The sequence below is a fragment of the Streptomyces sp. NPDC048623 genome, assembly GCF_040650755.1.
Classification (GTDB): Bacteria; Actinomycetota; Actinomycetes; order Streptomycetales; family Streptomycetaceae; genus Streptomyces.
On record NZ_JBEZHV010000017.1, the window covers coordinates 135,442 to 156,410 of the forward strand.

The 20,969-nt window shown below is 71.2% G+C and carries 21 protein-coding genes and 1 pseudogene; 14 read left to right on the forward strand and 8 right to left on the reverse strand.

Translation table 11 applies throughout. From position 1 onward, the window contains the following. Nucleotides 1-181: 181 nt before the first annotated feature. The 3 genes from AB0C73_RS24015 (at nt 182) to moaA (ending at nt 3,416) form a co-directional block, all read left to right on the forward strand. Nucleotides 182-577 carry a DUF485 domain-containing protein gene (locus AB0C73_RS24015; protein ID WP_362533599.1) on the forward strand — a complete coding sequence of 132 codons (396 nt, stop codon included), beginning with the start codon at nt 182-184 and terminating at the stop codon, nt 575-577. Nucleotides 578-657: 80 nt separating this feature from the next. Further along, on the forward strand, nt 658-2,238 hold the full coding sequence (locus AB0C73_RS24020; RefSeq protein WP_362533701.1) for a cation acetate symporter: 1,581 nt from the start codon (nt 658-660) through the stop codon (nt 2,236-2,238). Between the two features lie 188 nt (nt 2,239-2,426). Further along, nucleotides 2,427-3,416 (forward strand): GTP 3',8-cyclase MoaA, encoded by a 990-nt coding sequence (gene moaA, locus AB0C73_RS24025; RefSeq protein ID WP_362533602.1) that lies wholly within the window; start codon nt 2,427-2,429, stop codon nt 3,414-3,416. 2 nt (nt 3,417-3,418) lie between these two features. Here moaA and AB0C73_RS24030 read toward each other — a convergent pair whose 3' ends face one another. Then, nucleotides 3,419-3,643, reverse strand: coding sequence for a hypothetical protein (locus AB0C73_RS24030; RefSeq protein ID WP_362533605.1), 225 nt, complete (start codon nt 3,641-3,643; stop codon nt 3,419-3,421). A 184-nt stretch (nt 3,644-3,827) separates the two neighbouring features. Next, a complete protein-coding gene (locus tag AB0C73_RS24035; protein ID WP_362533608.1) occupies nt 3,828-4,253 on the reverse strand; it encodes a DUF3099 domain-containing protein in 426 nt (141 codons plus the stop codon). Between the two features lie 169 nt (nt 4,254-4,422). On the opposite strand from AB0C73_RS24035, the gene AB0C73_RS24040 reads away from it, so the two are divergent. Beyond that, entirely contained in the window at nt 4,423-4,698 is a 276-nt protein-coding gene (locus AB0C73_RS24040; RefSeq protein ID WP_362533611.1) for a GlsB/YeaQ/YmgE family stress response membrane protein, read from the forward strand. Between the two features lie 202 nt (nt 4,699-4,900). On the opposite strand, the gene tyrS is transcribed toward AB0C73_RS24040, so the two are convergent. From tyrS to AB0C73_RS24055, 3 genes are all read right to left on the reverse strand, one after another. Continuing rightward, nucleotides 4,901-6,172, reverse strand: a complete 1,272-nt coding sequence (gene tyrS / locus AB0C73_RS24045; RefSeq protein ID WP_362533614.1) for a tyrosine--tRNA ligase — start codon at nt 6,170-6,172, stop codon at nt 4,901-4,903. Nucleotides 6,173-6,256: 84 nt separating this feature from the next. Then, a complete protein-coding gene (locus AB0C73_RS24050; protein WP_362533617.1) occupies nt 6,257-7,648 on the reverse strand; it encodes a metallopeptidase TldD-related protein in 1,392 nt (463 codons plus the stop codon). After that, nucleotides 7,645-9,168, reverse strand: a complete 1,524-nt coding sequence (locus AB0C73_RS24055; RefSeq protein ID WP_362533619.1) for a TldD/PmbA family protein — start codon at nt 9,166-9,168, stop codon at nt 7,645-7,647. The genes AB0C73_RS24050 and AB0C73_RS24055 overlap by 4 nt, the downstream gene beginning before the upstream one ends. Before the next feature lie 231 nt (nt 9,169-9,399). Here AB0C73_RS24055 and fabG point away from each other — a divergent pair, with 231 nt between their 5' ends. The 6 genes from fabG (at nt 9,400) to AB0C73_RS24085 (ending at nt 12,745) form a co-directional block, all read left to right on the forward strand. After that, a complete protein-coding gene (fabG, locus tag AB0C73_RS24060; RefSeq protein ID WP_362533622.1) occupies nt 9,400-10,116 on the forward strand; it encodes a 3-oxoacyl-[acyl-carrier-protein] reductase in 717 nt (238 codons plus the stop codon). A 4-nt stretch (nt 10,117-10,120) separates the two neighbouring features. Then, a complete protein-coding gene (fabI, locus tag AB0C73_RS24065; protein WP_362533626.1) occupies nt 10,121-10,897 on the forward strand; it encodes an enoyl-ACP reductase FabI in 777 nt (258 codons plus the stop codon). Between the two features lie 224 nt (nt 10,898-11,121). Further along, nucleotides 11,122-11,562, forward strand: a complete 441-nt coding sequence (locus AB0C73_RS24070) for a hypothetical protein (protein WP_362533628.1) — start codon at nt 11,122-11,124, stop codon at nt 11,560-11,562. 131 nt (nt 11,563-11,693) lie between these two features. Next, on the forward strand, nt 11,694-11,810 hold the full coding sequence (locus AB0C73_RS24075; RefSeq protein ID WP_362533630.1) for an SGM_5486 family transporter-associated protein: 117 nt from the start codon (nt 11,694-11,696) through the stop codon (nt 11,808-11,810). Nucleotides 11,811-11,981: 171 nt separating this feature from the next. Then, nucleotides 11,982-12,188, forward strand: coding sequence for a hypothetical protein (locus AB0C73_RS24080; RefSeq protein WP_362533632.1), 207 nt, complete (start codon nt 11,982-11,984; stop codon nt 12,186-12,188). Nucleotides 12,189-12,223: 35 nt separating this feature from the next. Next, nucleotides 12,224-12,745 (forward strand): histidine phosphatase family protein, encoded by a 522-nt coding sequence (locus tag AB0C73_RS24085; RefSeq protein WP_362533634.1) that lies wholly within the window; start codon nt 12,224-12,226, stop codon nt 12,743-12,745. Between the two features lie 74 nt (nt 12,746-12,819). On the opposite strand, the gene serB is transcribed toward AB0C73_RS24085, so the two are convergent. Continuing rightward, nucleotides 12,820-14,067: a phosphoserine phosphatase SerB gene (gene serB, locus AB0C73_RS24090; protein ID WP_362533636.1), complete on the reverse strand. Its 1,248-nt coding sequence runs from the start codon at nt 14,065-14,067 to the stop codon at nt 12,820-12,822. A gap of 360 nt (nt 14,068-14,427) precedes the next feature. Between serB and AB0C73_RS24095 the strand changes: the two genes are divergently transcribed. After that, the gene (locus tag AB0C73_RS24095; protein ID WP_362533639.1) at nt 14,428-16,971 is read left to right on the forward strand and encodes an FHA domain-containing protein; all 2,544 of its coding nucleotides are present in this window, start codon (nt 14,428-14,430) and stop codon (nt 16,969-16,971) included. Nucleotides 16,972-17,063: 92 nt separating this feature from the next. On the opposite strand, the gene AB0C73_RS24100 is transcribed toward AB0C73_RS24095, so the two are convergent. After that, nucleotides 17,064-17,813 (reverse strand): transglycosylase SLT domain-containing protein, encoded by a 750-nt coding sequence (locus AB0C73_RS24100; RefSeq protein ID WP_362533642.1) that lies wholly within the window; start codon nt 17,811-17,813, stop codon nt 17,064-17,066. 559 nt (nt 17,814-18,372) lie between these two features. Here AB0C73_RS24100 and AB0C73_RS24105 point away from each other — a divergent pair. The 3 genes from AB0C73_RS24105 to AB0C73_RS24115 all read left to right on the forward strand — a co-directional run bounded on the left by AB0C73_RS24105 (nt 18,373) and on the right by AB0C73_RS24115 (nt 20,542). Further along, nucleotides 18,373-19,518 (forward strand): GAF domain-containing sensor histidine kinase, encoded by a 1,146-nt coding sequence (locus AB0C73_RS24105; protein WP_362533645.1) that lies wholly within the window; start codon nt 18,373-18,375, stop codon nt 19,516-19,518. Beyond that, nucleotides 19,511-20,167, forward strand: coding sequence for a response regulator transcription factor (locus AB0C73_RS24110; protein WP_362533647.1), 657 nt, complete (start codon nt 19,511-19,513; stop codon nt 20,165-20,167). The genes AB0C73_RS24105 and AB0C73_RS24110 overlap by 8 nt, the downstream gene beginning before the upstream one ends. Nucleotides 20,168-20,302: 135 nt before the next feature. Then, on the forward strand, nt 20,303-20,542 hold the full coding sequence (locus tag AB0C73_RS24115; RefSeq protein WP_362533649.1) for a chaplin: 240 nt from the start codon (nt 20,303-20,305) through the stop codon (nt 20,540-20,542). Nucleotides 20,543-20,764: 222 nt separating this feature from the next. On the opposite strand, the pseudogene AB0C73_RS24120 reads toward AB0C73_RS24115, so the two are convergent. Next, nucleotides 20,765-20,969 (reverse strand): annotated as a pseudogene (locus AB0C73_RS24120) (hypothetical protein); the annotation flags it as partial.

Sequence of the window (20,969 nt, forward strand, 5' to 3'; positions counted from 1 at the left end):
GCCGGAAAAACACTCACGTGAACCACTTCGCCGCGCGCTCCGTGCCGTTGAGCAGGGGAAGGGTTCCGGTCCGGAATCCCCCACTCCCCACCCCCAGCGAGGCCCCATGACCCTGCCCACCGCGCCTGCGTCCCCCGAATCGCCAGGATCGCGCGGCACACAAGGAACCCGAGGAGATTCCGTGGCCACCGACGCACCGCCGCCACCCCGAACCAGCGTGGAGACCGCCGCACCCGCCGGCCCCACCACCGAGGAGTTCGTCGAGGTCCAGCAGAGCGCCGAGTTCGGCGAACTGCGCCGCACCTACCGCTCCTTCGCCTTCCCCCTGACGATCGCCTTCACCGCCTGGTACCTGCTGTACGTGCTGCTCTCCAACTACGCGGGCGGCTTCATGGGCACCAAGGTCTTCGGCAACATCAACGTGGCCCTGGTCCTCGGACTGGCCCAGTTCGCGACCACGTTCCTCATCGCCTGGCTCTACTCGCGGCACGCCGCCAACCGGCTCGACCCGCAGGCCGAGGCCATCAAGCAGCACATGGAATCCCGCACGGAATCCCGCACGGAGGCCGACGCATGAGCACCGCCCTCGGCAGCCACCTCGGCAGCCCCGCCCTCCTCGCCGCCGGCAACGCGACCACCGAGCACCGGCCCCTGATCATGGCCCTGTTCGGGGCCTTCGTCGTCGCCACCCTCGTCATCACCGTCTGGGCCGGCCGGCAGACCCGCAGCGCCGCCGACTTCTACGCCGGCGGAGGCCAGTTCACCGGCTTCCAGAACGGCCTCGCGATCTCCGGCGACTACATGTCCGCCGCGTCCTTCCTCGGCATCAGCGGCGCCATCGCCCTCTACGGCTACGACGGCTTCCTCTACTCCATCGGCTTCCTCGTCGCCTGGCTCGTCGCCCTGCTCCTGGTCGCCGAACCGCTGCGCAACTCCGGCCGCTTCACCATGGGCGACGTCCTCGCCTACCGGATGCGCCAGCGCCCCGTCCGCACCGCCGCCGGCACCTCCACGATCGTCGTCTCGATCTTCTACCTGCTCGCCCAGATGGCCGGCGCCGGCGTCCTCGTCTCGCTGCTCCTCGGCATCACCAGCGACGGCGGCAAGATCGCGATCGTCGCCCTGGTCGGCGTCCTGATGATCGTCTACGTGACGATCGGCGGCATGAAGGGCACCACCTGGGTGCAGATGGTGAAGGCCGTGCTCCTCATCGTGGGCACCGTACTCATCACCTTCCTCATCCTGCTGAAGTTCGACTTCAACCTCTCCGACCTGCTCGGCGCCGCCGCCACCAACAGCGGCAAGGGCGACGCCTTCCTGGAGCCCGGCCTCAAGTACGGCGCCACCGCCACCTCGAAGCTCGACTTCCTCTCCCTCGGCATCGCCCTCGTCCTCGGCACCGCCGGCCTGCCGCACATCCTCATCCGCTTCTACACGGTGCCGACCGCCAAGGCCGCCCGGAAGTCGGTCAACTGGGCCATCGGCATCATCGGCGCCTTCTACCTGATGACGATCGTCCTCGGCTTCGGCGCCGCCGCCCTGCTCGGCAGCGACACCATCATGGCGTCCAACAAGGCCGGCAACACGGCGGCCCCGCTCGCCGCCATGGAGGTCGGCGGCGGCGCCGGCTCCACCACCGGCGCGGTCCTCCTCGCCGTCATCTCCGCCGTCGCCTTCGCCACCATCCTCGCCGTGGTCGCCGGACTGACCCTGGCCTCCTCCTCGTCCTTCGCGCACGACATCTACGCCAATGTGATCAAGCGCGGGAAGGCCACCGAGAAGGAGGAGATGAAGGCCGCCCGCTGGTCCACCGTCATCATCGGCATCGTGTCGATCGCGCTCGGCGCCCTCGCCCGCGACCTCAACGTCGCCGGCCTGGTCGCCCTCGCCTTCGCGGTCGCCGCCTCGGCCAACCTGCCGACGATCCTCTACTCGCTCTTCTGGAAGCGGTTCACCACCCAGGGCGCGCTCTGGTCGATCTACGGCGGCCTGATCTCCTCCGTCGTCCTCGTCATCTTCTCCCCGGTCGTCTCCGGCGGCCCGGCCTCGATGTTCAAGGGCGTCGACTTCCACTGGTTCCCGCTGGAGAACCCGGGCCTGATCTCCATCCCGCTCGGCTTCCTGCTCGGCTGGCTCGGCTCGCTCCTCTCCAAGGAGGAGCCGGACGCGGGCAAGTACGCCGAACTGGAGGTCAAGTCCCTCACCGGCGTCGGCGTCGCCTCCGCGATCCAGCACTGACCCCGGCGTACTCCGTCGTATACGTTCCGCAGCGATCCACCGGCCGCGTCGTAGAGTTCTACGACGCGGCCGGTGCCGTCCTCGTGACATTCGGCCCGTGCTCCCTGTCAGAGGGGTCGCGTAGGCTCGAACACGAAGCGGACCGGAACGCCGACCGGAGTGCCGACCGGAAGAAGGGGAGGGGCCCCGTGCTCATCGACACCTATGGACGCGTCGCCACCGACCTGCGGGTGTCCCTCACCGACCGGTGCAATCTGCGCTGCACCTACTGCATGCCGGAAGAGGGCCTGCAGTGGCTGGCCAAGCCCGACCTGCTCACCGACGACGAGATCGTCCGCCTGGTCCGGATCGCCGTCACCGACCTGGGCGTCACCGAGGTCCGCTTCACCGGCGGCGAGCCGCTGCTGCGCCCCGGCCTCGTCGGCATCGTCGAGCGCTGCGCCGCCCTCGCCCCCCGGCCACGCCTCTCGCTGACCACCAACGGCATCGGGCTCCGGCGCACCGCCGCCGCCCTCAAGGCCGCCGGCCTGGACCGGGTCAACGTCTCCCTCGACACCCTGCGCCCCGAGGTCTTCAAGACCCTCACCCGGCGCGACCGCCACCAGGACGTCCTCGACGGCATGGCCGCCGCCCGCGACGCCGGCCTCGACCCCGTCAAGATCAACACCGTGCTCATGCCCGGACTCAACGCCGACGAGGCCCCCGACCTGCTCGCCTGGGCCATGGAGCAGCGGTACGAGCTCCGCTTCATCGAGCAGATGCCGCTCGACGCCCAGCACGGCTGGAAGCGCGAGGGCATGATCACCGCCGGGGACATCCTGGAGTCGCTGCGCACCCGCTTCACCCTCACCCCCGAGGGCGCCGACGAGCGCGGCTCCGCCCCCGCCGAGCGCTGGGTCGTCGACGGCGGCCCGCACACCGTCGGCGTCATCGCCTCCGTCACCCGGCCCTTCTGCCGGGCCTGCGACCGGACCCGGCTCACCGCCGACGGCCAGGTGCGCACCTGCCTCTTCGCCACCGAGGAGACCGACCTGCGCGGCGCGCTGCGCTCGGACGCGCCGGACGCGGTGATCGCGGAGATATGGCAGAAGGCCATGTGGGGCAAGAAGGCCGGCTCGGGCCTCGACGACCCGGACTTCCTCCAGCCGGAGCGCCCGATGTCGGCGATCGGCGGCTGAGCCTAGGGGGTCTCGGAGTCGCCGGGCTCCCATTGGCTCAGCGGGACGACGTCCTTCAGGAAGCCCCGTACCCCCAGGAACTGGGAGAGGTGCTCGCGGTGCTCCTCGCACGCGAGCCAGGTCTTGCGCCGCTCCGGCGTGTGCAGCTTGGGGTTGTTCCAGGCGAGGACCCAGACGGCTTCGGCCCGGCACCCCTTCGCGGAACAGATCGGCTTGTCTTCGCTCACTGGACCCAGGATCACCTGATCATTGTCCAGCAAGGGCGATGCCGAGCAGCCACGGGGGGAGCTGCCCGGCACCGGTCCGTCGCTCCGACGGGGGATGCGGAGCGCGTAGGCAGTATGTCACGGGGGATGGGGTGCGGTGCACCGGAACTTCATGATTGATCTGAGCTTTTCCTGAGCTTCCCGCTCACCCTGGGTGATCACTCCGGTGGTACGCGTCGTCGCCCCGTGATTCCGCCCCGGCCTCCGCTTCGCCGCGGTCGGAGGGCCCCGGGGAGGGCTGCGCGGACGGCCTCGCGGCGTGCTCCGTGGCGGGCCCCGCGGTGAGTTCCGGCCGTACCGGGGGCGGGACGAAGGTGGACGGGAGGGACGGCGTGTTCTCCCGGCCGCCGTTGGCGATCACGACCGCGATGTACGGGAGCACGGCGCCGAGCACCAGCGCCACGATCGCCACGTACCGCTCGACGTTCCACAGCGAGGCGGCGGCGATCACGGAGACCGTACGGATCGACATCGAGATCACGTACCGCCGCTGCCGGCCGCGCACGTCCTCGGCGAGGCCCTGCCGGGCACCGGTGATCCGGAAGACCTCGGTCCCGCCACGCTTCCGCATCACATTCCACCACCCAGGCACCGTGCCGGACTCTCCCCGGTCCGGTCCTCCTTCCACGGTACGCCCGCCGTCCCGCGCCGAGGAGGCCGGGGCACGTATGGCGCCGTCCGACATGCGCCGTATGGCCGATGGGCCGAGGATGGGCTCACCTGCGCACGAGGAGGCAACGATGGGTTGGTTGTGGGCGATCATCGTGGGCTTCGTCCTGGGCCTGATCGCCAAGGCGATCCTGCCGGGCAAGCAGCAGATCCCGCTGTGGCTGACGACGATCTTCGGCATTCTGGGCAGCGTGCTCGGCAACGCGGTCGCGGGCTGGATCGGGGTCGAGGAGACCAGGGGCATCGACTGGACCCGCCATCTCCTCCAGCTCATCGGCGCGATCGCCGTCGTGGGCGTCGGGGACATGCTGTGGGTCTCGGTCAAGGGCGACAGACGGCGGGTCTGAATCCCTGGGCGGCAGGGGCCCGGACGACCGGAGGCCCGGTACGGCGCGAGAACGCGCGTACTGGGCCTCCGGCGTATGTACGTGTATCGGGGCGGGTCCGGGCCCGGGTCAGGGCCCCGGGCGGCGCCCGCCGGGCGGGGCGGGCCGCCCGGACCCCGAGCCCCCGGCGGGGCGGGGCCTCGGACGGTCCATGATCCGCCGGTCAGGCCGGGGCGCCGACCTCGATCGCCGCCAGGTTCTTCTTGCCCCGGCGCAGCACCAGCCAGCGGCCGTGCAGCAGCTCGTCCGCCGTCACGACGGCGTCCTCGGCGGTCACCTTCACGTTGTTCACGTAGGCGCCGCCCTCCTTCACCGTGCGACGGGCGGCCGACTTGCTGGCCACCAGACCGACCTCGGCGAACAGGTCCACGACCTGGCCGAGCTCCGTCACGCGCGCGTGCGGCAGCTCGGAGAGGGCCGCGGCGAGCGTGGCCTCGTCGAGCTCACCGAGCTCGCCCTGGCCGAACAGCGCCTTCGACGCGTCGATCACGGCCCGGCACTGGTCGGCACCGTGCACCAGGGTGGTGAGCTCCTCGGCGAGGGCGCGCTGCGCGGCGCGCGCCTGCGGCCGCTCCGCCGTCTGCTTCTCCATCTCCTCCAGCTCCTCGCGGGACTTGAAGGAGAGGATCCGCATGTACGTGGAGATGTCACGGTCGTCGACGTTGAGCCAGAACTGGTAGAACGCGTACGGCGTGGTCATCTCGGCGTCCAGCCACACCGCACCGCCCTCGGTCTTGCCGAACTTGGTGCCGTCGGCCTTCACCATCAGCGGCGTCGCGAGCGCGTGGACCTGCGCCTCCGGCTCCAGCTTGTGGATCAGGTCGAGCCCGGCCACCAGGTTGCCCCACTGGTCGGAGCCGCCCTGCTGCAGCGTGCAGCCGTGGCGCCGGTACAGCTCCAGGAAGTCCATGCCCTGGAGCAGCTGGTAGCTGAACTCGGTGTAGCTGATGCCCTGCTCGGACTCCAGGCGGCGGGCCACGGAGTCCTTGGTCAGCATCTTGTTGACCCGGAAGTGCTTGCCGATGTCCCGCAGGAACTCGATCGCCGACATCCCGGCGGTCCAGTCCAGGTTGTTCACCATGACCGCGGCGTTCTCGCCCTCGAAGGACAGGAACGGCTCGATCTGCGCCCGCAGCCGGTTCACCCAGTTCGCGACCGTCTCCGGGTCGTTCAGGGTGCGCTCCGCGGTCGGCCGCGGGTCGCCGATCTGGCCGGTGGCCCCGCCGACCAGCGCCAGCGGCCGGTGCCCGGCCTGCTGGAGCCGGCGGACGGTGAGCACCTGGACCAGGTGGCCGACGTGGAGACTGGCCGCGGTCGGGTCGAAGCCGCAATAGAACGTGACGGGACCGTCCGCGAGCGCCTTGCGCAGGGCGTCTTCGTCGGTGGACTGGGCGAAGAGCCCGCGCCACTTCAGCTCGTCGACGATGTCGGTCACGTCGTCCGTCTCCTCGTGGTGGTCATGAATGTTTCCCGGCCAGTCTAGGGCCTGCCCGGCGGGTCAGGGCCGGGCCCGGACCGGTCAGACGCCCTTGCTGACCGAGCTCATGTTGAAGTCCGGCACCCGCAGGGCGGGCATCGCGGCCCGGGTGAACCAGTCGCTCCACTCGCGCGGCAGCGTCTGCTCGGTGCGGCCGGCCTCAGTGGCCCGGGACAGCAGGTCGACCGGCGACTCGTTGAACCGGAAGTTGTTCACCTCGCCGACCACCTGGCCGTTCTCCACCAGGTAGACGCCGTCCCGGGTGAGGCCGGTGAGCAGCAGCGTCGCCGGGTCGACCTCGCGGATGTACCAGAGGCAGGTGAGCAGCAGCCCGCGCTCGGTCGCGGCGACCATCTCCTCCAGGGACTTCTCGCCGCCGCCGTCCAGGATCAGGTTCCCGGCGGCCGGCGCCATCGGCAGCCCGGTGAGCCCCGCGGTGTGCCGGGTGGTGACCAGGTGGGCCAGCTTGCCGTCCCGTACCCAGTCGACCGGGTCGACCGGCAGACCGTTGTCGAAGACCGACGAGTCGTCGCCCGAGCTGTGGGAGATCACGAACGGCGCGGACTCCAGGCCCGGCGCGTGCGGGTCGCTGCGCAGGGTCAGCGGCAGCGGCGACAGGGTCTCGCCCACCCGGGTGCCGCCGCCCGGCTTGGAGAAGACCGTGCGGCCCTCCGCCGCGTCCCGCGCCGCCGAGGACCACAGCTGATAGATCAGCAGGTCCGCCACGGCGGTCGGCGGCAGCAGCGTCTCGTAGCGCCCGGCCGGCAGGTCGATCCTGCGCTCCGCCCAGCCGAGCCGGGTGGCGAGCTCGGCGTCGAGCGCGGCCGGGTCGACGTCCTTGAAGTCCCGGGTCGAGCGCCCGGCCCACGCGGAGCGGGTGCGGTCCGGGGACTTGGCGTTGATCTCCAGCGTGCCGTTCGGCTGGTCGTGCCGCAGCCGGAGCCCGGTCGAGGTGCCCAGGTAGGTGGAGGTCAGCTCGTGGTTGGCGAAGCCGTACAGCTCGCGGCCGCCCGTCCGGGCGCGGGCGAAGGCCTCGCCGAGCGCCGGGGCGAAGGCGTCGAAGACCGCGGAACCGGTCTCGGCCGGGTCCTCGGTGAAGCCGGCGGACACGGGCCCGCCCTCGACCAGCGGCTGCGCGTCCTCGGCCGGACCGGCCGCCCGCGCCGCCTCCTCGGCGGCCCGTACCAGCGGCTCCAGGTCGTCCACGGTCACCGCCGACCGGGACACCACGCCGGAGGCGGCGCCCTGGGCGCCGTCCACGGTGGCGATCACGGTGAGGGTACGGCCCCGGGTGACGCCGTTGGTGGTGAGCGCGTTGCCGGCCCAGCGCAGGTTCGCCGAGGACTCCTCGTCGGCGATGACGACACACCCGTCCGCGCGGGACAGCTCCAGGGCCCGCTCGACGATCTCGTACGGCTTGCTGACGCGGCTCATCGACCGGCCTCCTGCGTCGTGTTCAGAATGTTGACGCCCCGGAAGAGGGCGGACGGGCAGCCGTGCGACACCGCGGCGACCTGGCCCGGCTGGGCCTTGCCGCAGTTGAACGCGCCACCGAGGACGTACGTCTGCGGGCCGCCGACCTGCTCCATCGAGCCCCAGAAGTCGGTGGTCGTCGCCTGGTACGCGACGTCCCGCAGCTGGCCCGCGAGCCGTCCGTTCTCGATGCGGAAGAAGCGCTGACCGGTGAACTGGAAGTTGTAGCGCTGCATGTCGATCGACCAGGAGCGGTCGCCGACCACGTAGATGCCGCGCTCCACGCCGCCGATCAGGTCCTCCGTAGAGAGCCCGCCCGGGTCCGGCTGGAGCGACACGTTCGCCATCCGCTGCACCGGCACATGGCCGGGGGAGTCGGCGAAGGCGCAGCCGTTGGAGCGCCCGAGGCCGGTGAGCTTCGCGATCCGGCGGTCCAGCTGGTAGCCGACGAGCGTGCCGTCCTTGACCAGGTCCCAGCTCTGCCCCTCGACGCCCTCGTCGTCGTAGCCGATGGTCGCGAGACCGTGCTCGGCCGTACGGTCACCCGTCACGTTCATGACCGAGGAGCCGTACGCCAGCTTGCCCAGCTGGTCGAAGGTCGCGAAGGAGGTGCCCGCGTACGCCGCCTCGTAACCGAGCGCGCGGTCCAGCTCGGTGGCGTGGCCGATCGACTCGTGGATGGTCAGCCACAGGTTGGACGGGTCGACCACCAGGTCGTAGTGCCCGGCCTCGACACTCGGCGCCCGCATCTTCTCGGCGAGCAGCGCCGGAATCTCGTCCAGCTCCTTGTCCCAGTCCCAGCCGGTGCCGGTCAGGTACTCCCAGCCCCGGCCGACCGGCGGCGCGAGCGTCCGCATCGAGTCGAACTCACCGGTCGTCGAGTCCACCGCGACCGCCGTCAACTCGGGGTGCATCCGGACCCGCTGCTGGGTGGTGACGGTGCCCGCGGTGTCCGCGTAGAACTTGTTCTCGAAGATCGTGATCAGCGAGGCGTCCACGTGCGCCACCCCGTCGGCGCGCAGCAGCCGCGCGCTCCAGTCGGCGAGCAGCCCGCTTTTCTCCTCGGCGGAGACGCTGAAGGGGTCGATCTCGTACGAGGAGACCCACACCTTGTCGGCGTGCACCGGCTCGTCCGCCAGCTCCACGCGCTCGTCCGAGCCCGCCGCCGCGATCACCTTCGCGGACAGCTTGGCCATGGCCACGGCCTGCGAGGCGACCCGCGCGGCCCCGTCCATGGTCAGGTCCACGCCGGACGCGAACCCCCACGCGCCGCCGTGCACCACCCGCACCGCGTACCCGAGGTCCGTGGTGTCCGACGAGCCGGAGGGCTTGGCGTCCTTCAGGCGCCACGCCGCGCTGCGCACCCGCTCCAGGCGGAAGTCGGCGTGCTCGGCGCCGAGCGCCCGGGCCCGCGCCAGCGCGGCGTCGGCCAGCGCCCGCAACGGAAGCTGGGTGAACGAAGGGTCGATGTCATGGACCACGTGCGGCCTCGCTCTCGACGGTCAGTGATGGGGCGAAGTGGATCTGTGCCGGAAGTCAATCACGGTGCGGCCGCCCGCACGGGCCGTTGACGTACTCCGCACCGCGACGGAGGCGAGCTGTAGGGACCCGACAGTGACGCCCGTACGCCACTGTCGGAGGTCGATTGCTCATGTCGGGGGCGGTACCGATAGGTTTTCGGCATACCAGACCGCTATCGAAAGGGTGATCCGTTGAGCCGCTCGGTTCTCGTCACCGGAGGCAACCGGGGCATCGGCCTCGCCATCGCCCGCGCGTTCGCCGAGGCCGGCGACCAGGTCGCGATCACGTACCGCTCGGGCGACCCGGCGGAGCTCGAGAAGCAGGGCTTCCTCGCCGTCAAGTGCGACATCACCGATGCCGAGCAGGTGGAGCAGGCCTACAAGGAGATCGAGGAGAAGCACGGTCCGGTGGAGGTCCTCGTGGCCAACGCCGGCATGACCAAGGACCAGCTCCTCATGCGCATGTCCGAGGAGGACTTCACGTCCGTCCTCGACACCAACCTCACCGGCACCTTCCGGGTCGTGAAGCGCGCCAACCGCGGCATGCTGCGCGCCAAGAAGGGCCGCGTGGTCCTGATCTCCTCCGTCGTCGGCCTGCTCGGCTCGGCGGGTCAGGCGAACTACGCCGCCTCCAAGGCCGGCCTGGTCGGTTTCGCGCGTTCCCTGGCCCGGGAGCTGGGCTCGCGCAACATCACCTTCAACGTCGTCTCGCCCGGTTTCGTCGACACCGACATGACCAAGGTGCTCACCGACGAGCAGCGCGCGGGCATCGTGTCCCAGGTGCCGCTGGGCCGCTACGCGCAGCCCGAGGAGATCGCCGCCACGGTGAAGTTCCTCGCCTCGGACGACGCCTCGTACATCACTGGAGCCGTCATCCCGGTTGACGGCGGATTGGGCATGGGTCACTGATCACATGAGCGGAATTCTCGAGGGCAAGCGCATCCTGATCACGGGTGTGCTGATGGAGTCCTCCATCGCCTTCCACACCGCGAAGCTGGCCCAGGAGCAGGGCGCGGAGATCATTCTCACCGCCTGGCCGCGGCCGACGCTGACCGAGCGCATCGCCAAGAAGCTGCCCCGGCCCGACGAGGTCAAGGTCCTTGAGCTCGACGTCTCGAACGACGAGCACCTCGCGCGCCTTGAGGGCCAGGTCCGCGAGCACCTGGGCGACCGCATCGACGGCATCGTCCACTCCATCGGCTTCGCGCCGCAGGACGCGCTCGGCGGCAACTTCCTGAACACGCCGTTCGAGTCGGTCGCCACCGCCATGCACGTCTCGGCCTTCTCCCTGAAGTCCCTGACGATGGCGCTGCTGCCGCTGATGAGCGAGGGCGGCTCCGTCGTCGGCCTCACCTTCGACGCGCAGTTCGCCTGGCCGCAGTACGACTGGATGGGCCCGGCCAAGGCCGCCCTGGAGGCCACCAGCCGCTACATGGCGCGTGACCTGGGCAAGCAGAACATCCGCTGCAACCTGATCTCGGCCGGTCCGATCGGTTCCATGGCCGCCAAGTCCATCCCGGGCTTCGCCGAGCTGGCGAGCGTCTGGGACAGCCGCTCCCCGCTGCCGTGGGACCTGGCCGACCCGGAGCCGGCCGGCCGCGGTGTCGTGGCGCTGCTCTCCGACTGGTTCCCGAAGACCACCGGCGAGATCGTCCACGTGGACGGCGGTCTGCACGCGATCGGCGCGTGACGGCGGCCTCCGGCTGACGTAGATCTCACGTACCCGGCGTACGTACGACGTACCCGGTGTACGGACGAGGGCCCGGTGCCCGCCCTGGTGGCGGGTGCCGGGCCCTCGGCGTTTCCGCAACTCGGGCCCCGAGTCGAAAAGTCCGGCGAGGCACCCCAGACTGGGTCAGAGCGTGATGTTCAGGGCGTGACATTCCGGCTACTCACTGGGGAGGAGGTACGGACATGAGCACGCCGCACTCCAGGGCTCCCGCACTCGTCTCGGCCGCCGCACTCCTCGCGGGACTCGCCGGCCTCGCCGTCGCCGCCGAGGTCCGCGCCGCTCCCGCCCCCGCCGCGGACGCCACCGCGGCCACCGGTACCAGCAGCGGTGCCGGCAGCGGTGTCCGAGCGGAAGACCCCGAGGACACCGGTGGAGACGAGGACGTGGGGGCCTCGTGCCGGACCCTCGTCCAGGGCTCCGTCGTCACCGCCCACTGCCAGAACCCCTACCCCCGCACCGACCGGGTCCGCCTCCACGTGGAGTGCGCGCGCTGGTGGGACCTCGACAGCGACAGCGCCGCCGCCGAGGTCGGCCCCGCCGACTACGCCCAGGTCACCGCCCGCTGCTGGAAAGAGGTCAGCTCGGCCTGGATCACCCACGAACCGGCGGCCCAGGGCTCCTGAGGGTTCCGCGGGCACAAGAAGGGGCAGCCGGCCGCCTCTGTCGCCGCCCGCTCGGCTCCCGGCCCACGTCCTCGCGCGGCGGGCCGGGACCGGACCGTCGAGGACGCATGCTGAGATGCGAGACTGAGCGCATGCCCGTACTCGATCCGCACCCCAAGAACGGCCAGAAGACGTTCCTCGTCATTCTCGGCGCCATGCTCGCGATCACGGTGGTCATCGGAGTCATCGCCACCTTCGCCTCCCCCTGACCGCCCGGCTCACAGCCCGGCCGGCAGCCCCGGGGTGGGGACAACCCCCCATCCCCTAGGGGGCAGGTGTCAGGGTCAAGTGGGTGGATCACCTGATGGGCCGGAGCCGGTCCGCTCCGTACGTTGGAGTCAGCGCGGAAATCGCGAGGATCCCACCCCACGGAGGCGGCCATGACGGCGCGAATCCCCACCGACGGTGCCCGGCCCCGGCAGGCCGGGGTCGACACCAGGCTGCCCTGGTGGGCGCTCGCCCTGCCGGTGGCCGCGTTCGTCGCGCTCCTCCTGCTGATAGCGGGACCGGGGGAGGCCCAGGCGGTCGGCCGAGATCCCGGTGTCGGGCACATCCTGGAGCAGCTCCAGCAAACGCTCTCTCTCTGAGTCGACCCGGCCCGTTTCGTGCGAAGCTGTCCAGCATGAGCGTCGACACACCCCGCAGGATCGTGCTGCTCCGACACGCCAAGGCGGACTGGCCCCAGACCTCCGATCACGAGCGCCCGCTCGCCGAGCGCGGCCGCACCGACGCCCCCGTCGCGGGCCGCCGGCTCGCCGACACCGGCATCGCCTTCGACCTGGCCCTCTGCTCGACCGCCGCCCGCACCCGGGAGACCTGGAAGCTCGCCGTGCACGAGCTCCCCGAGCGCCCGAAGACCGTGTACGAGGAGCGGCTGTACGAGGCCTCCCTCGGCGAGCTCCTCGCCGTGGTCAACGAGACCCCCGACAGCGTCGACAACCTGCTGCTCATCGGCCACAACCCGGGGATGCACGCGCTCGCCGACGCGCTCTCCGGCGCGTCGGAGGGCGACGCGCTCGCCCGGATGAACCGCACCGGCTTCCCGACCGCCGCCTTCGCCGTCGTCAGCTTCGACGGCTCCTGGAAGACGGTCGAGCACGGCATGTCCGGCACCCTGGTCGAGTTCTGGACCCCGCACGACTGAGCGCCCCGAACGCCCGACGTACGCGAAGGGGCCCGGCCGTCCAGCGACGCCCGGGCCCCTTCGCGTACCGGCGATCAGTGCGGGAGGTCCTCCTCGCCGCCGTCCGCCGCCTCGACCTCCTCGCGGGTGATGCCGAGCAGATAGAGCACCGTGTCCAGGAACGGCACGTTCACCGCGGTGTCCGCGGCCCGCCGCACCACCGGCTTCGCGTTGAACGCCACGCCCAGACCGGCCGCGTTGAGCATGTCCAGGTCGTTCGCGCCGTCGCCGATCGCCACCGTCTGGGCCAGCGGCACCCTGGCCTCCGCGGCGAAGCGGCGCAGCAGCCGCGCCTTGCCCGCCCGGTCGACGATCTCCCCGGTGACCCGGCCGGTCAGCTTCCCGTCCACGATCTCCAACGTGTTGGCCTGCGCGAAGTCGAGGCCGAGCCGCTCCTTCAGATCGTCCGTGACCTGCGTGAAGCCACCGGAGACCACACCCACCTGGTAGCCGAGCCGCTTGAGCGTACGGATCAGGGTGCGCGCGCCCGGCGTCAACCGCACCTCGGCCCGCACCTTGTCCACCACGGACACGTCGAGCCCGGCGAGCAGCTCGACCCGGGCGTGCAGCGACTGCTCGAAGTCCAGCTCGCCGCGCATCGCCGCCGCCGTCACCTCGGCGACCTTGTCCTCGCAGCCCGCGTGCGCCGCGAACAGCTCGATGACCTCGTCCTGGATCAGCGTCGAGTCGACGTCCATCACGACGAGCCGCTGGGCCCGGCGGTGCAGCCCGGCGGAGACCACGGCCACGTCCACGCCGATCGAGTGCGCCTCGGTCGCGAGCGCGGTGCGCAGCGGCTCGGTCCCGCAGCCGGAGACGGCGAACTCCACGGCCGTCACCGGGTACTTGGCGAGGCGGAAGATCCGGTCGATGTTGCCGCCGGTCTCCGCGATCCTGGCCGCTATGGCCGCCGTCTGCTCGGCGGTCAGCGGGTGCCCGAGCACGGTGACGTGCGAGCGGCCCTCGCCGCGCGGCCGGTTGTCACCGGTGCCCGAGATGATCTCGGCCTCCAGCTTCATGGACTCGGCCCAGCTGTGCACGGTCGCCCGCAGCTCGCCCTGGGAGGCCACGGTCGGCTCGGTGACCAGCGCGCACAGCACGAGCCGGCCACGGGACACGACCTGTTCGATGTCCACGACGTCGACGGAGTAGGCGGCGAGGGTGTCGAAGAGTCCGGCGGTGATCCCGGGACGGTCCTTCCCGAAGATCTTGACGAGGAGGGTCGGCGCGTCCGAGGCGGGCACGGCCGAGGCGGGAACGTCTGGAGTCTGCGAAGCGCTCATGGTGTCTCCACCGTATCGGGCACCCGGTGCCACTCGACCCCCCGTCCCGCCTGCCGGACACCCGGGTGGCCGCAGGTTCGCCACCCGGCTGCGCTCCGTACTCACGCCGTACCCGCTCCGTACGCGCGCCGTACCCGTCCCGTACGGACCGGGGTACCCGCGTCGTACGGACCGAGGTACCCGCGTCGTACGGAGGTCCCTCGGCGCACCCTCCCGGAGGCCGCGCGTAGGTGATCTCGCGCTCGTGCGCAAGCTCTTCACGCGGCCCGACTTTCGGATACGGGCCGGGGCCTGAAATAGTTCCCCCGGATGTTCACCATCCCTGGGCTCCCGAGACGGGGGTGCATCGGGGGACAAGTAGTGGGGCATGGAGTGCCAGAACTCGTACTGGAATTGAATGGAAGGACCTGGACCCTCGATCCGTCCAGGTCGTACACCCTCGGCCGCGATCCCCAGGGCGACCTGGTGATCGACGACGCCAGGGTCTCGTGGCGACACGCCACCATCAGCTGGGGCGGCCGGAGTTGGGTCATCGAGGACCATGGCTCCACCAACGGCACGTTCGTACAGGGCCAGCGGATCCACCAGGTGGAGATCGGCCCGGGCTCGGCCGTCCACCTCGGCAACGCCACCGACGGGCCGCGGCTCAACCTGGCCGCCGCCGGAGCGCCGGCGCAGCAAGTGCCGCACCAGCAGGCGCCGCAGGCGCAGCAGCCCGCCCACCAGGCGGCCGGCCACCAGGCCCCGCCGCAGCAGCAGCCGGCGCCGCAGCAGGGCTGGGCGGGGGGACAGCCGCCGCACCAGGCCCCGCCGCAGCAGCAGGTCCCGCACCAGGCACCGCCGCAGCAGGTCCCGTACCAGCAGGGTGCCCCGGTCCACGGCGGTGACCGCAGCCCCACCACGTTCCACCAGCTGGACCTCGGCCGCATCATGCGCATCGGTCGTGCGCTGGAGAACGAGCTGGTCGTCTCCGACCTCCAGGTCTCGCGCCAGCACGCCACGTTCCACGCGACGCCCGACGGCCGCATGGAGATCCGCGACCTCGGCTCGCACAACGGCACGTACGTCAACGGTCAGCCGATCCCCAAGGGCGGCACCGTCCTCCTCGGCCCCAACGACATCGTCGGCGTCGGCCACTCGACGTTCCGGATCGTCGGCAACCAGCTCGAGGAGTTCGTCGACACCGGCGAGGTCTCCTTCTCGGCCCGCCACCTCACGGTGACCGTCGACGGCGGCAAGCAGATCCTCAAGGACGTCACCTTCGGCGTCCCCGAGAAGTCGCTCATCGGCGTCATCGGCCCCTCCGGCTCCGGCAAGTCGACGCTCCTCAAGGCGCTCACCGGCTATCGGCCCGCCGACCAGGGTGACGTCCTCTACGACAACCGCAGCCTCTACAAGCAGTTCGCCGAGCTGCGCCAGCGCATCGGTCTGGTCCCGCAGGACGACATCCTGCACAAGGAGCTGACCGTCCAGAAGGCACTGCGCTACGCGGCCAAGCTCCGCTTCCCCGGCGACACCGCCACGGCCGAGCGCGAGGCCCGGATCGACGAGGTGCTGCGCGAGCTCAAGCTCGACATCCACCGCGAGAAGAAGATCACCTCCCTCTCCGGCGGCCAGCGCAAGCGCGTCTCCGTCGCCCTGGAACTGCTGACCAAGCCCTCGCTGATCTTCCTGGACGAGCCGACCTCCGGCCTCGACCCGGGCATGGACCGCGACGTCATGCAGCTGCTCCGCGGCCTCGCCGACGACGGCCGCACGGTCCTCGTGGTCACCCACTCGGTGGCCGAGCTGGCGCTGTGCGACAAGCTGCTCGTGATGGCGCCCGGCGGCTCGGTGGCCTACTTCGGCCCGCCGGACGAGGCGCTGAACTTCTTCGGCTACTCCACCTGGGCCGATGTCTTCTCCGCGTTCGAGAACTACCGCGACTACGACTGGGCGGGCCGCTGGAAGGGCTCGCAGCACTACCAGATGTACGCGGCCGAGATCGACGCCGTCGCCGCCCAGCCGGTGCAGATGCCGCAGCAGGCGCAGCAGGCGATGACCAAGCCGCCCAAGCCGCAGGGCTGGGGCTCGCAGCTGTGGACCCTGATCCGCCGCTACGTCTCGGTGATCGTCTCCGACAAGGGCTTCCTCGCCCTCATGGTGATCCTGCCGGCCGTCATCGGCTCGGTGTCCGTGGTCATCCCCGCCGACTTCGGCCTGGCGCCGCCCAAGCCGCCGTCCCGCTTCAACGGCGACGCCGGCATCATCATGCTGATCCTCGCGGTCGGCATGTGCTTCTCCGGCGCCGCGAACTCCGTCCGAGAACTGATCAAGGAACGGGTCATCTACGAGCGGGAGCGCGCCACCGGCCTGTCCCGCTCGGCGTACCTGATGTCCAAGGTGATCGTCCTCGGCGTCGTCACGGCCTTCCAGGGCGTGATCCTCTGCGCCATCGGCTTCGCCATCCGCGACCTGCCCGCCGAGGGCCTGATCATGCCGCCGGCCGTCGAGCTCTGCCTGGTGGTCATCGCGCTCGGCCTCACCTCGATGATGGTGGGCCTGGTCATCTCCGCGCTGGTGAAGACCGCCGAGAAGACGATGCCGCTGCTCGTCATGTTCGCCATCGTCCAGGTGGTGTTCACCGGCATCCTCTTCAAGGTGTACGGCTCGCCCGGCCTGGAGCAGTTCGCCTGGCTGATGCCGTCCCGCTGGGCCATCGCGGGCGCGGGCACAACGCTCGACCTCTCGCACCTGATGGCGCCGTGGGACCCGAAGAACCCGACCGACCTGGACCCGCTGTGGGAGCACAGCGCCGGCCAGTGGGGCTTCAACGTCGGCGTGCTGCTGTTCATGACCGCGGTGCTCGGCATCCTGGTCGCGCGACTGCTGCGCCGCCACGAGCCGGAGGTCATGCGCAAGTAGGCGCGGGCCGGTTCCGCTTCCGTACGACGCCCGAGGGCGGCACCCCGTGCGGGGTGCCGCCCTTCGGCGTGTGCGTACGTGTCCGTACCGGCTCAGTACGCGCTGTTGACGTTGTCGATGGTGCCGTAGCGGTCGGCCGCGTAGTTGCAGGCGGCGACGATGTTGGCGACCGGGTCGTACTGGTCGAACTTGGTGCCGGGGATGTGGTACGCCTTGAAGGTCGGGTAGATGACCTGCAGCAGACCCTTGGACGGCACGCCGTTGATGGCGTTGATGTCCCAGTTGTTGATCGCGTACGGGTTGCCGCTGGACTCGCGCATCACGTTCTTGTAGATGCCGTGGTAGGTACCCGGGATGTTGTGCTTGTCCATGATGAACAGCGCCTCGCGGATCCAGCCGTCGAGGTTGTTCGCGAAGACCGGCTTGCGGGCGACGGAACGGCTCGCGGCGGCCTTGGCGGCGGCACGCTTCTTCGCCTCGGCCTTCGCCTTGGCGGCGGCAGCGGCCTTGGCCTTGGCGGCGGCGTCGGCCTTGGCCTTGGCGGCGGCCTGGGCGGCGACCTTGGCCTTGGCGTCGGCCTCCTGCTTCGCCTTGAGGGTGAAGGCGGAGGACTGCTGGTCAAGGCTGGCGGCGAGCGCCTTGGCCTGCGGGCTGTTCGCGTCGTAGGACCACGCGACCTGCTGGGTGTTCGCCAGGGCCTGGGGCTCGGTCTGGCCGGAGCCACCGTTGCCCTGGACGAGGGAGAAACCGAGCGTGGCAGCGCTCAGAGCGGCGACGCCGGCGATCGCGGCCTTGTGGGTCTTCTTCAGACCACGACTGTTGCCAGGGGTGTTCGCAGACATGCAGGACTACCTCTTCGAATCGCTGGGGGTCGCTCAGGCCGGGGCGGCGCTGCGCCATGCTCGGCGGCGACGGACGCAATTCTTAGCGGCCGCAAAATCCGCTGGCAAAGGTGTGACCTACGATCCCGGGTAGTGGATCAGGCCCCCCGCGCCGCCCCTTCCGGACCGGTTTGCGGCCAGTCCTGGCGGCCCTCATCTCGCCCTTATCCCTCCACTAGGGACATTCGTAAGTGATCTGGGTCCTATGCGCGGGCTCACATCGGCCACGTAACGAACTCACCGGGTGTTGCACGAGCAATGCACAGAGTGAGGCCTCTCGTCCGGAGGGAGGAGAGGGGGCCGTGCGCAGTCGTCCCGGAGTCCCAGGGGCCCGCCGCTCCAGGGGCCGCGTCGCCGGGCCGCCGTGCCCGCCGCACGGCGTCCCCGGGCCGTATCCACATCCACCGCGCCCGCGGGCCCGCACGTACGCGCGGGCCCTTCGACCTAGTCCCCGGGGCCCACTCCGCCGCCGTCCCCGGACGGATACGGACTGTCACACCCCGCCGGTACGGTGAAGGACATGAGCCACCGTTCGAGTTCCGGCCTCGCCGCCGTGAGCAGCGCCCTGCTGGCGATGAACCGCCAGATGGAGGTCCGCGACGTCCTCAAGACGATCGTCGCCTCCGCGCGCGAGCTCCTCGACGCCGAGTACGCGGCGCTCGGCGTCCCCGACGACCACGGCGGCTTCGCCCAGTTCGTCGTCGACGGCGTCAGCGACGCGCAGTGGCACGCCATCGGCCCGCTGCCCCGCCAGCACGGCATCCTCGCCGCCATGCTCCACAAGGCCGAGCCCGAGCGCCTCGCCGACGTCCGCAGGGACCCCCGCTTCGAGGGCTGGCCCGAGGCCCACCCCGAGATGTCCGACTTCCTCGGCCTGCCGGTCCGTGACGGTGACGAGACCCTCGCCGCGCTGTTCCTCGCCAACAAGCGCTGCCCCAAGCCGGAGGGCTCCTGCGGCTTCACCGCCGAGGACGAGGAGCTGCTCACGCTCCTCGCCCAGCACGCCGCCATCGCCCTCACCAACGCGCGCCTGTACGAGCGCAGCCGCGAGCTCACCATCGCCGAGGAGCGCTCCCGGCTCGCCCACGAGCTGCACGACGCCGTCAGCCAGAAGCTGTTCTCCCTCCGCCTCACCGCCCAGGCCGCCGCCGCGCTCGTCGACCGCGACCCCGCCCGCGCCAAGGGCGAGCTCCAGCAGGTCGCCACGCTGGCGGCCGAGGCCGCCGACGAGCTGCGCGCCGCGGTGGTCGAACTGCGGCCCGCCGCGCTCGACGAGGACGGCCTCGTCCACACCCTGCGCACCCAGGTCCAGGTCCTCGACCGCGCCCACACCGCCCGCGTCACCTTCGACAGCACCGGCGTCCGCGCCCTGCCGGCCGCCCAGGAGGAGGCACTGCTCCGGGTCTCCCAGGAGGCCCTGCACAACGCACTGCGCCACTCCGGCGCCGGACGGGTCACCGTCACCCTCACCCGCGGCGGCCGGGGAGTCAGGCTCACCGTCACCGACGACGGCCAGGGCTTCGACCCCGCCACCGTCCGCAGCGCCGGACGCCACCTCGGCCTGGTCTCGATGCGCGACCGCGCCGCCGGCGTCGGCGGCACCCTCACCGTCACATCCGCCCCGGGCCGGGGCACCACGATCGAGATGGAGGTCCCCGGTGGCTGACAAGGTCATCCGCGTGCTCCTGGTCGACGACCACCAGGTCGTCCGCCGCGGCCTGCGCACCTTCCTGGAGGTCCAGGAGGACATAGAGGTCGTGGGGGAGGCCGCCGACGGCGCCGAGGGCGTCGCCCGCGCCGAGGAGCTGCGCCCGGACGTCGTCCTCATGGACGTGAAGATGCCCGGCACCGACGGCATCGAGGCGCTGCGGAAGCTGCGCGAGCTGGCGAACCCGGCGCGGGTCCTGATCGTCACCAGCTTCACCGAGCAGCGCACGGTGGTGCCCGCGCTGCGCGCCGGCGCGAGCGGATACGTCTACAAGGACATCGACCCCGACGCGCTCGCGGGCGCGATCCGCTCCGTCCACGCGGGGCACGTGCTGCTCCAGCCCGAGGTCGCGGAGGCGCTGCTCAGCCAGGAGGAGCAGGGCGGCGGTCCGGGCGGGGGCTCGGGGCGCGGCTCGACGCTGACCGAGCGGGAGCGGGAGGTGCTCGGCCTGATCGCGGACGGGCGGTCCAACCGGGAGATCGCCCGGGCGCTCGTCCTCTCCGAGAAGACGGTCAAGACGCATGTCTCGAACATCCTGATGAAGCTGGACCTCGCCGACCGGACCCAGGCCGCGCTCTGGGCCGTACGGCACGGGCTGACGTCGTAAGCCGGGGTACGACTGTTCCCCTCTTCATACAGTCGGGCGTATGTCCCCCACATGGCGCAACCTGGCGGGGGTGGCGGCGTTCTTCATGGCGTGCCGCGGCGGACCGGCCGCGGCGACGACCAGGAGGAACCTCTCGTGAACAAGCTCAAGAAGGCCGCTGCCCTCACCATGGTCGCCGGTGGCATCGTCGCCGCCGGTGCCGGTGTCGCCTCCGCGAACGCGGACGCGCAGGGCCAGGCCCTCCACTCGCCGGGCGTCGCCTCCGGCAACCTGGTGCAGGTCCCGGTCCACGTCCCCGTGAACGTCTCCGGCAACACGGTCAACGTGATCGGCCTGCTGAACCCGGCCTTCGGCAACGGCGCCGTCAACAACTGACGCCCCTCGCCACCCTCGGCCCCGGCCCCCGGACGATCCCCCGGGGGCCGGCCCCCAGGGCGTGTGTCGAAAGTCCCGCCTGCGGGGAGGCGCCCTGCACGCACGCCCTTGCCCCTCCTTCTCGACGCGTGGCTCGCGCCGCTCGGCGCCGGGGCGCCTCCCGGGCTTCGTCCCGCTGCGGCGGTCTCCGACCGCCGGTCGTGGCCGGGGCCCCTGACCCGCCTAGAACCCGCGTTCCCGTTCCCGTTCCTCGACGTACGCGTTGTACGCGGCGACCTGCGCCCGTCGCGCCACCCGCTCCACCGGCCGCAGCGCCGCCCCGCGCGCCGCCAGCCCCTCCTTCTCGACGCGTGGCTCGCGCCGCTCGGCGCCGGGGCGCCTCCCGGGCTTCGTCCCGCTGCGGCGGTCTCCGACCGCCGGTCGTGGC

Coding starts and splice junctions, on each gene's coding strand:
- AB0C73_RS24020 (WP_362533701.1), top strand. CDS start 658: ATGGCCCTGTTCGGGGCCTTCGTCGTCGCCACCCTCGTCATCACCGTC.
- AB0C73_RS24035 (WP_362533608.1), bottom strand. CDS start 4,253: ATGCGGAAGCGTGGCGGGACCGAGGTCTTCCGGATCACCGGTGCCCGG.
- AB0C73_RS24040 (WP_362533611.1), top strand. CDS start 4,423: ATGGGTTGGTTGTGGGCGATCATCGTGGGCTTCGTCCTGGGCCTGATC.
- AB0C73_RS24050 (WP_362533617.1), bottom strand. CDS start 7,648: ATGAGCCGCGTCAGCAAGCCGTACGAGATCGTCGAGCGGGCCCTGGAG.
- fabI (WP_362533626.1), top strand. CDS start 10,121: ATGAGCGGAATTCTCGAGGGCAAGCGCATCCTGATCACGGGTGTGCTG.
- AB0C73_RS24070 (WP_362533628.1), top strand. CDS start 11,122: ATGAGCACGCCGCACTCCAGGGCTCCCGCACTCGTCTCGGCCGCCGCA.
- AB0C73_RS24075 (WP_362533630.1), top strand. CDS start 11,694: ATGCCCGTACTCGATCCGCACCCCAAGAACGGCCAGAAGACGTTCCTC.
- AB0C73_RS24080 (WP_362533632.1), top strand. CDS start 11,982: ATGACGGCGCGAATCCCCACCGACGGTGCCCGGCCCCGGCAGGCCGGG.
- AB0C73_RS24085 (WP_362533634.1), top strand. CDS start 12,224: ATGAGCGTCGACACACCCCGCAGGATCGTGCTGCTCCGACACGCCAAG.
- serB (WP_362533636.1), bottom strand. CDS start 14,067: ATGAGCGCTTCGCAGACTCCAGACGTTCCCGCCTCGGCCGTGCCCGCC.
- AB0C73_RS24100 (WP_362533642.1), bottom strand. CDS start 17,813: ATGTCTGCGAACACCCCTGGCAACAGTCGTGGTCTGAAGAAGACCCAC.
- AB0C73_RS24105 (WP_362533645.1), top strand. CDS start 18,373: ATGAGCCACCGTTCGAGTTCCGGCCTCGCCGCCGTGAGCAGCGCCCTG.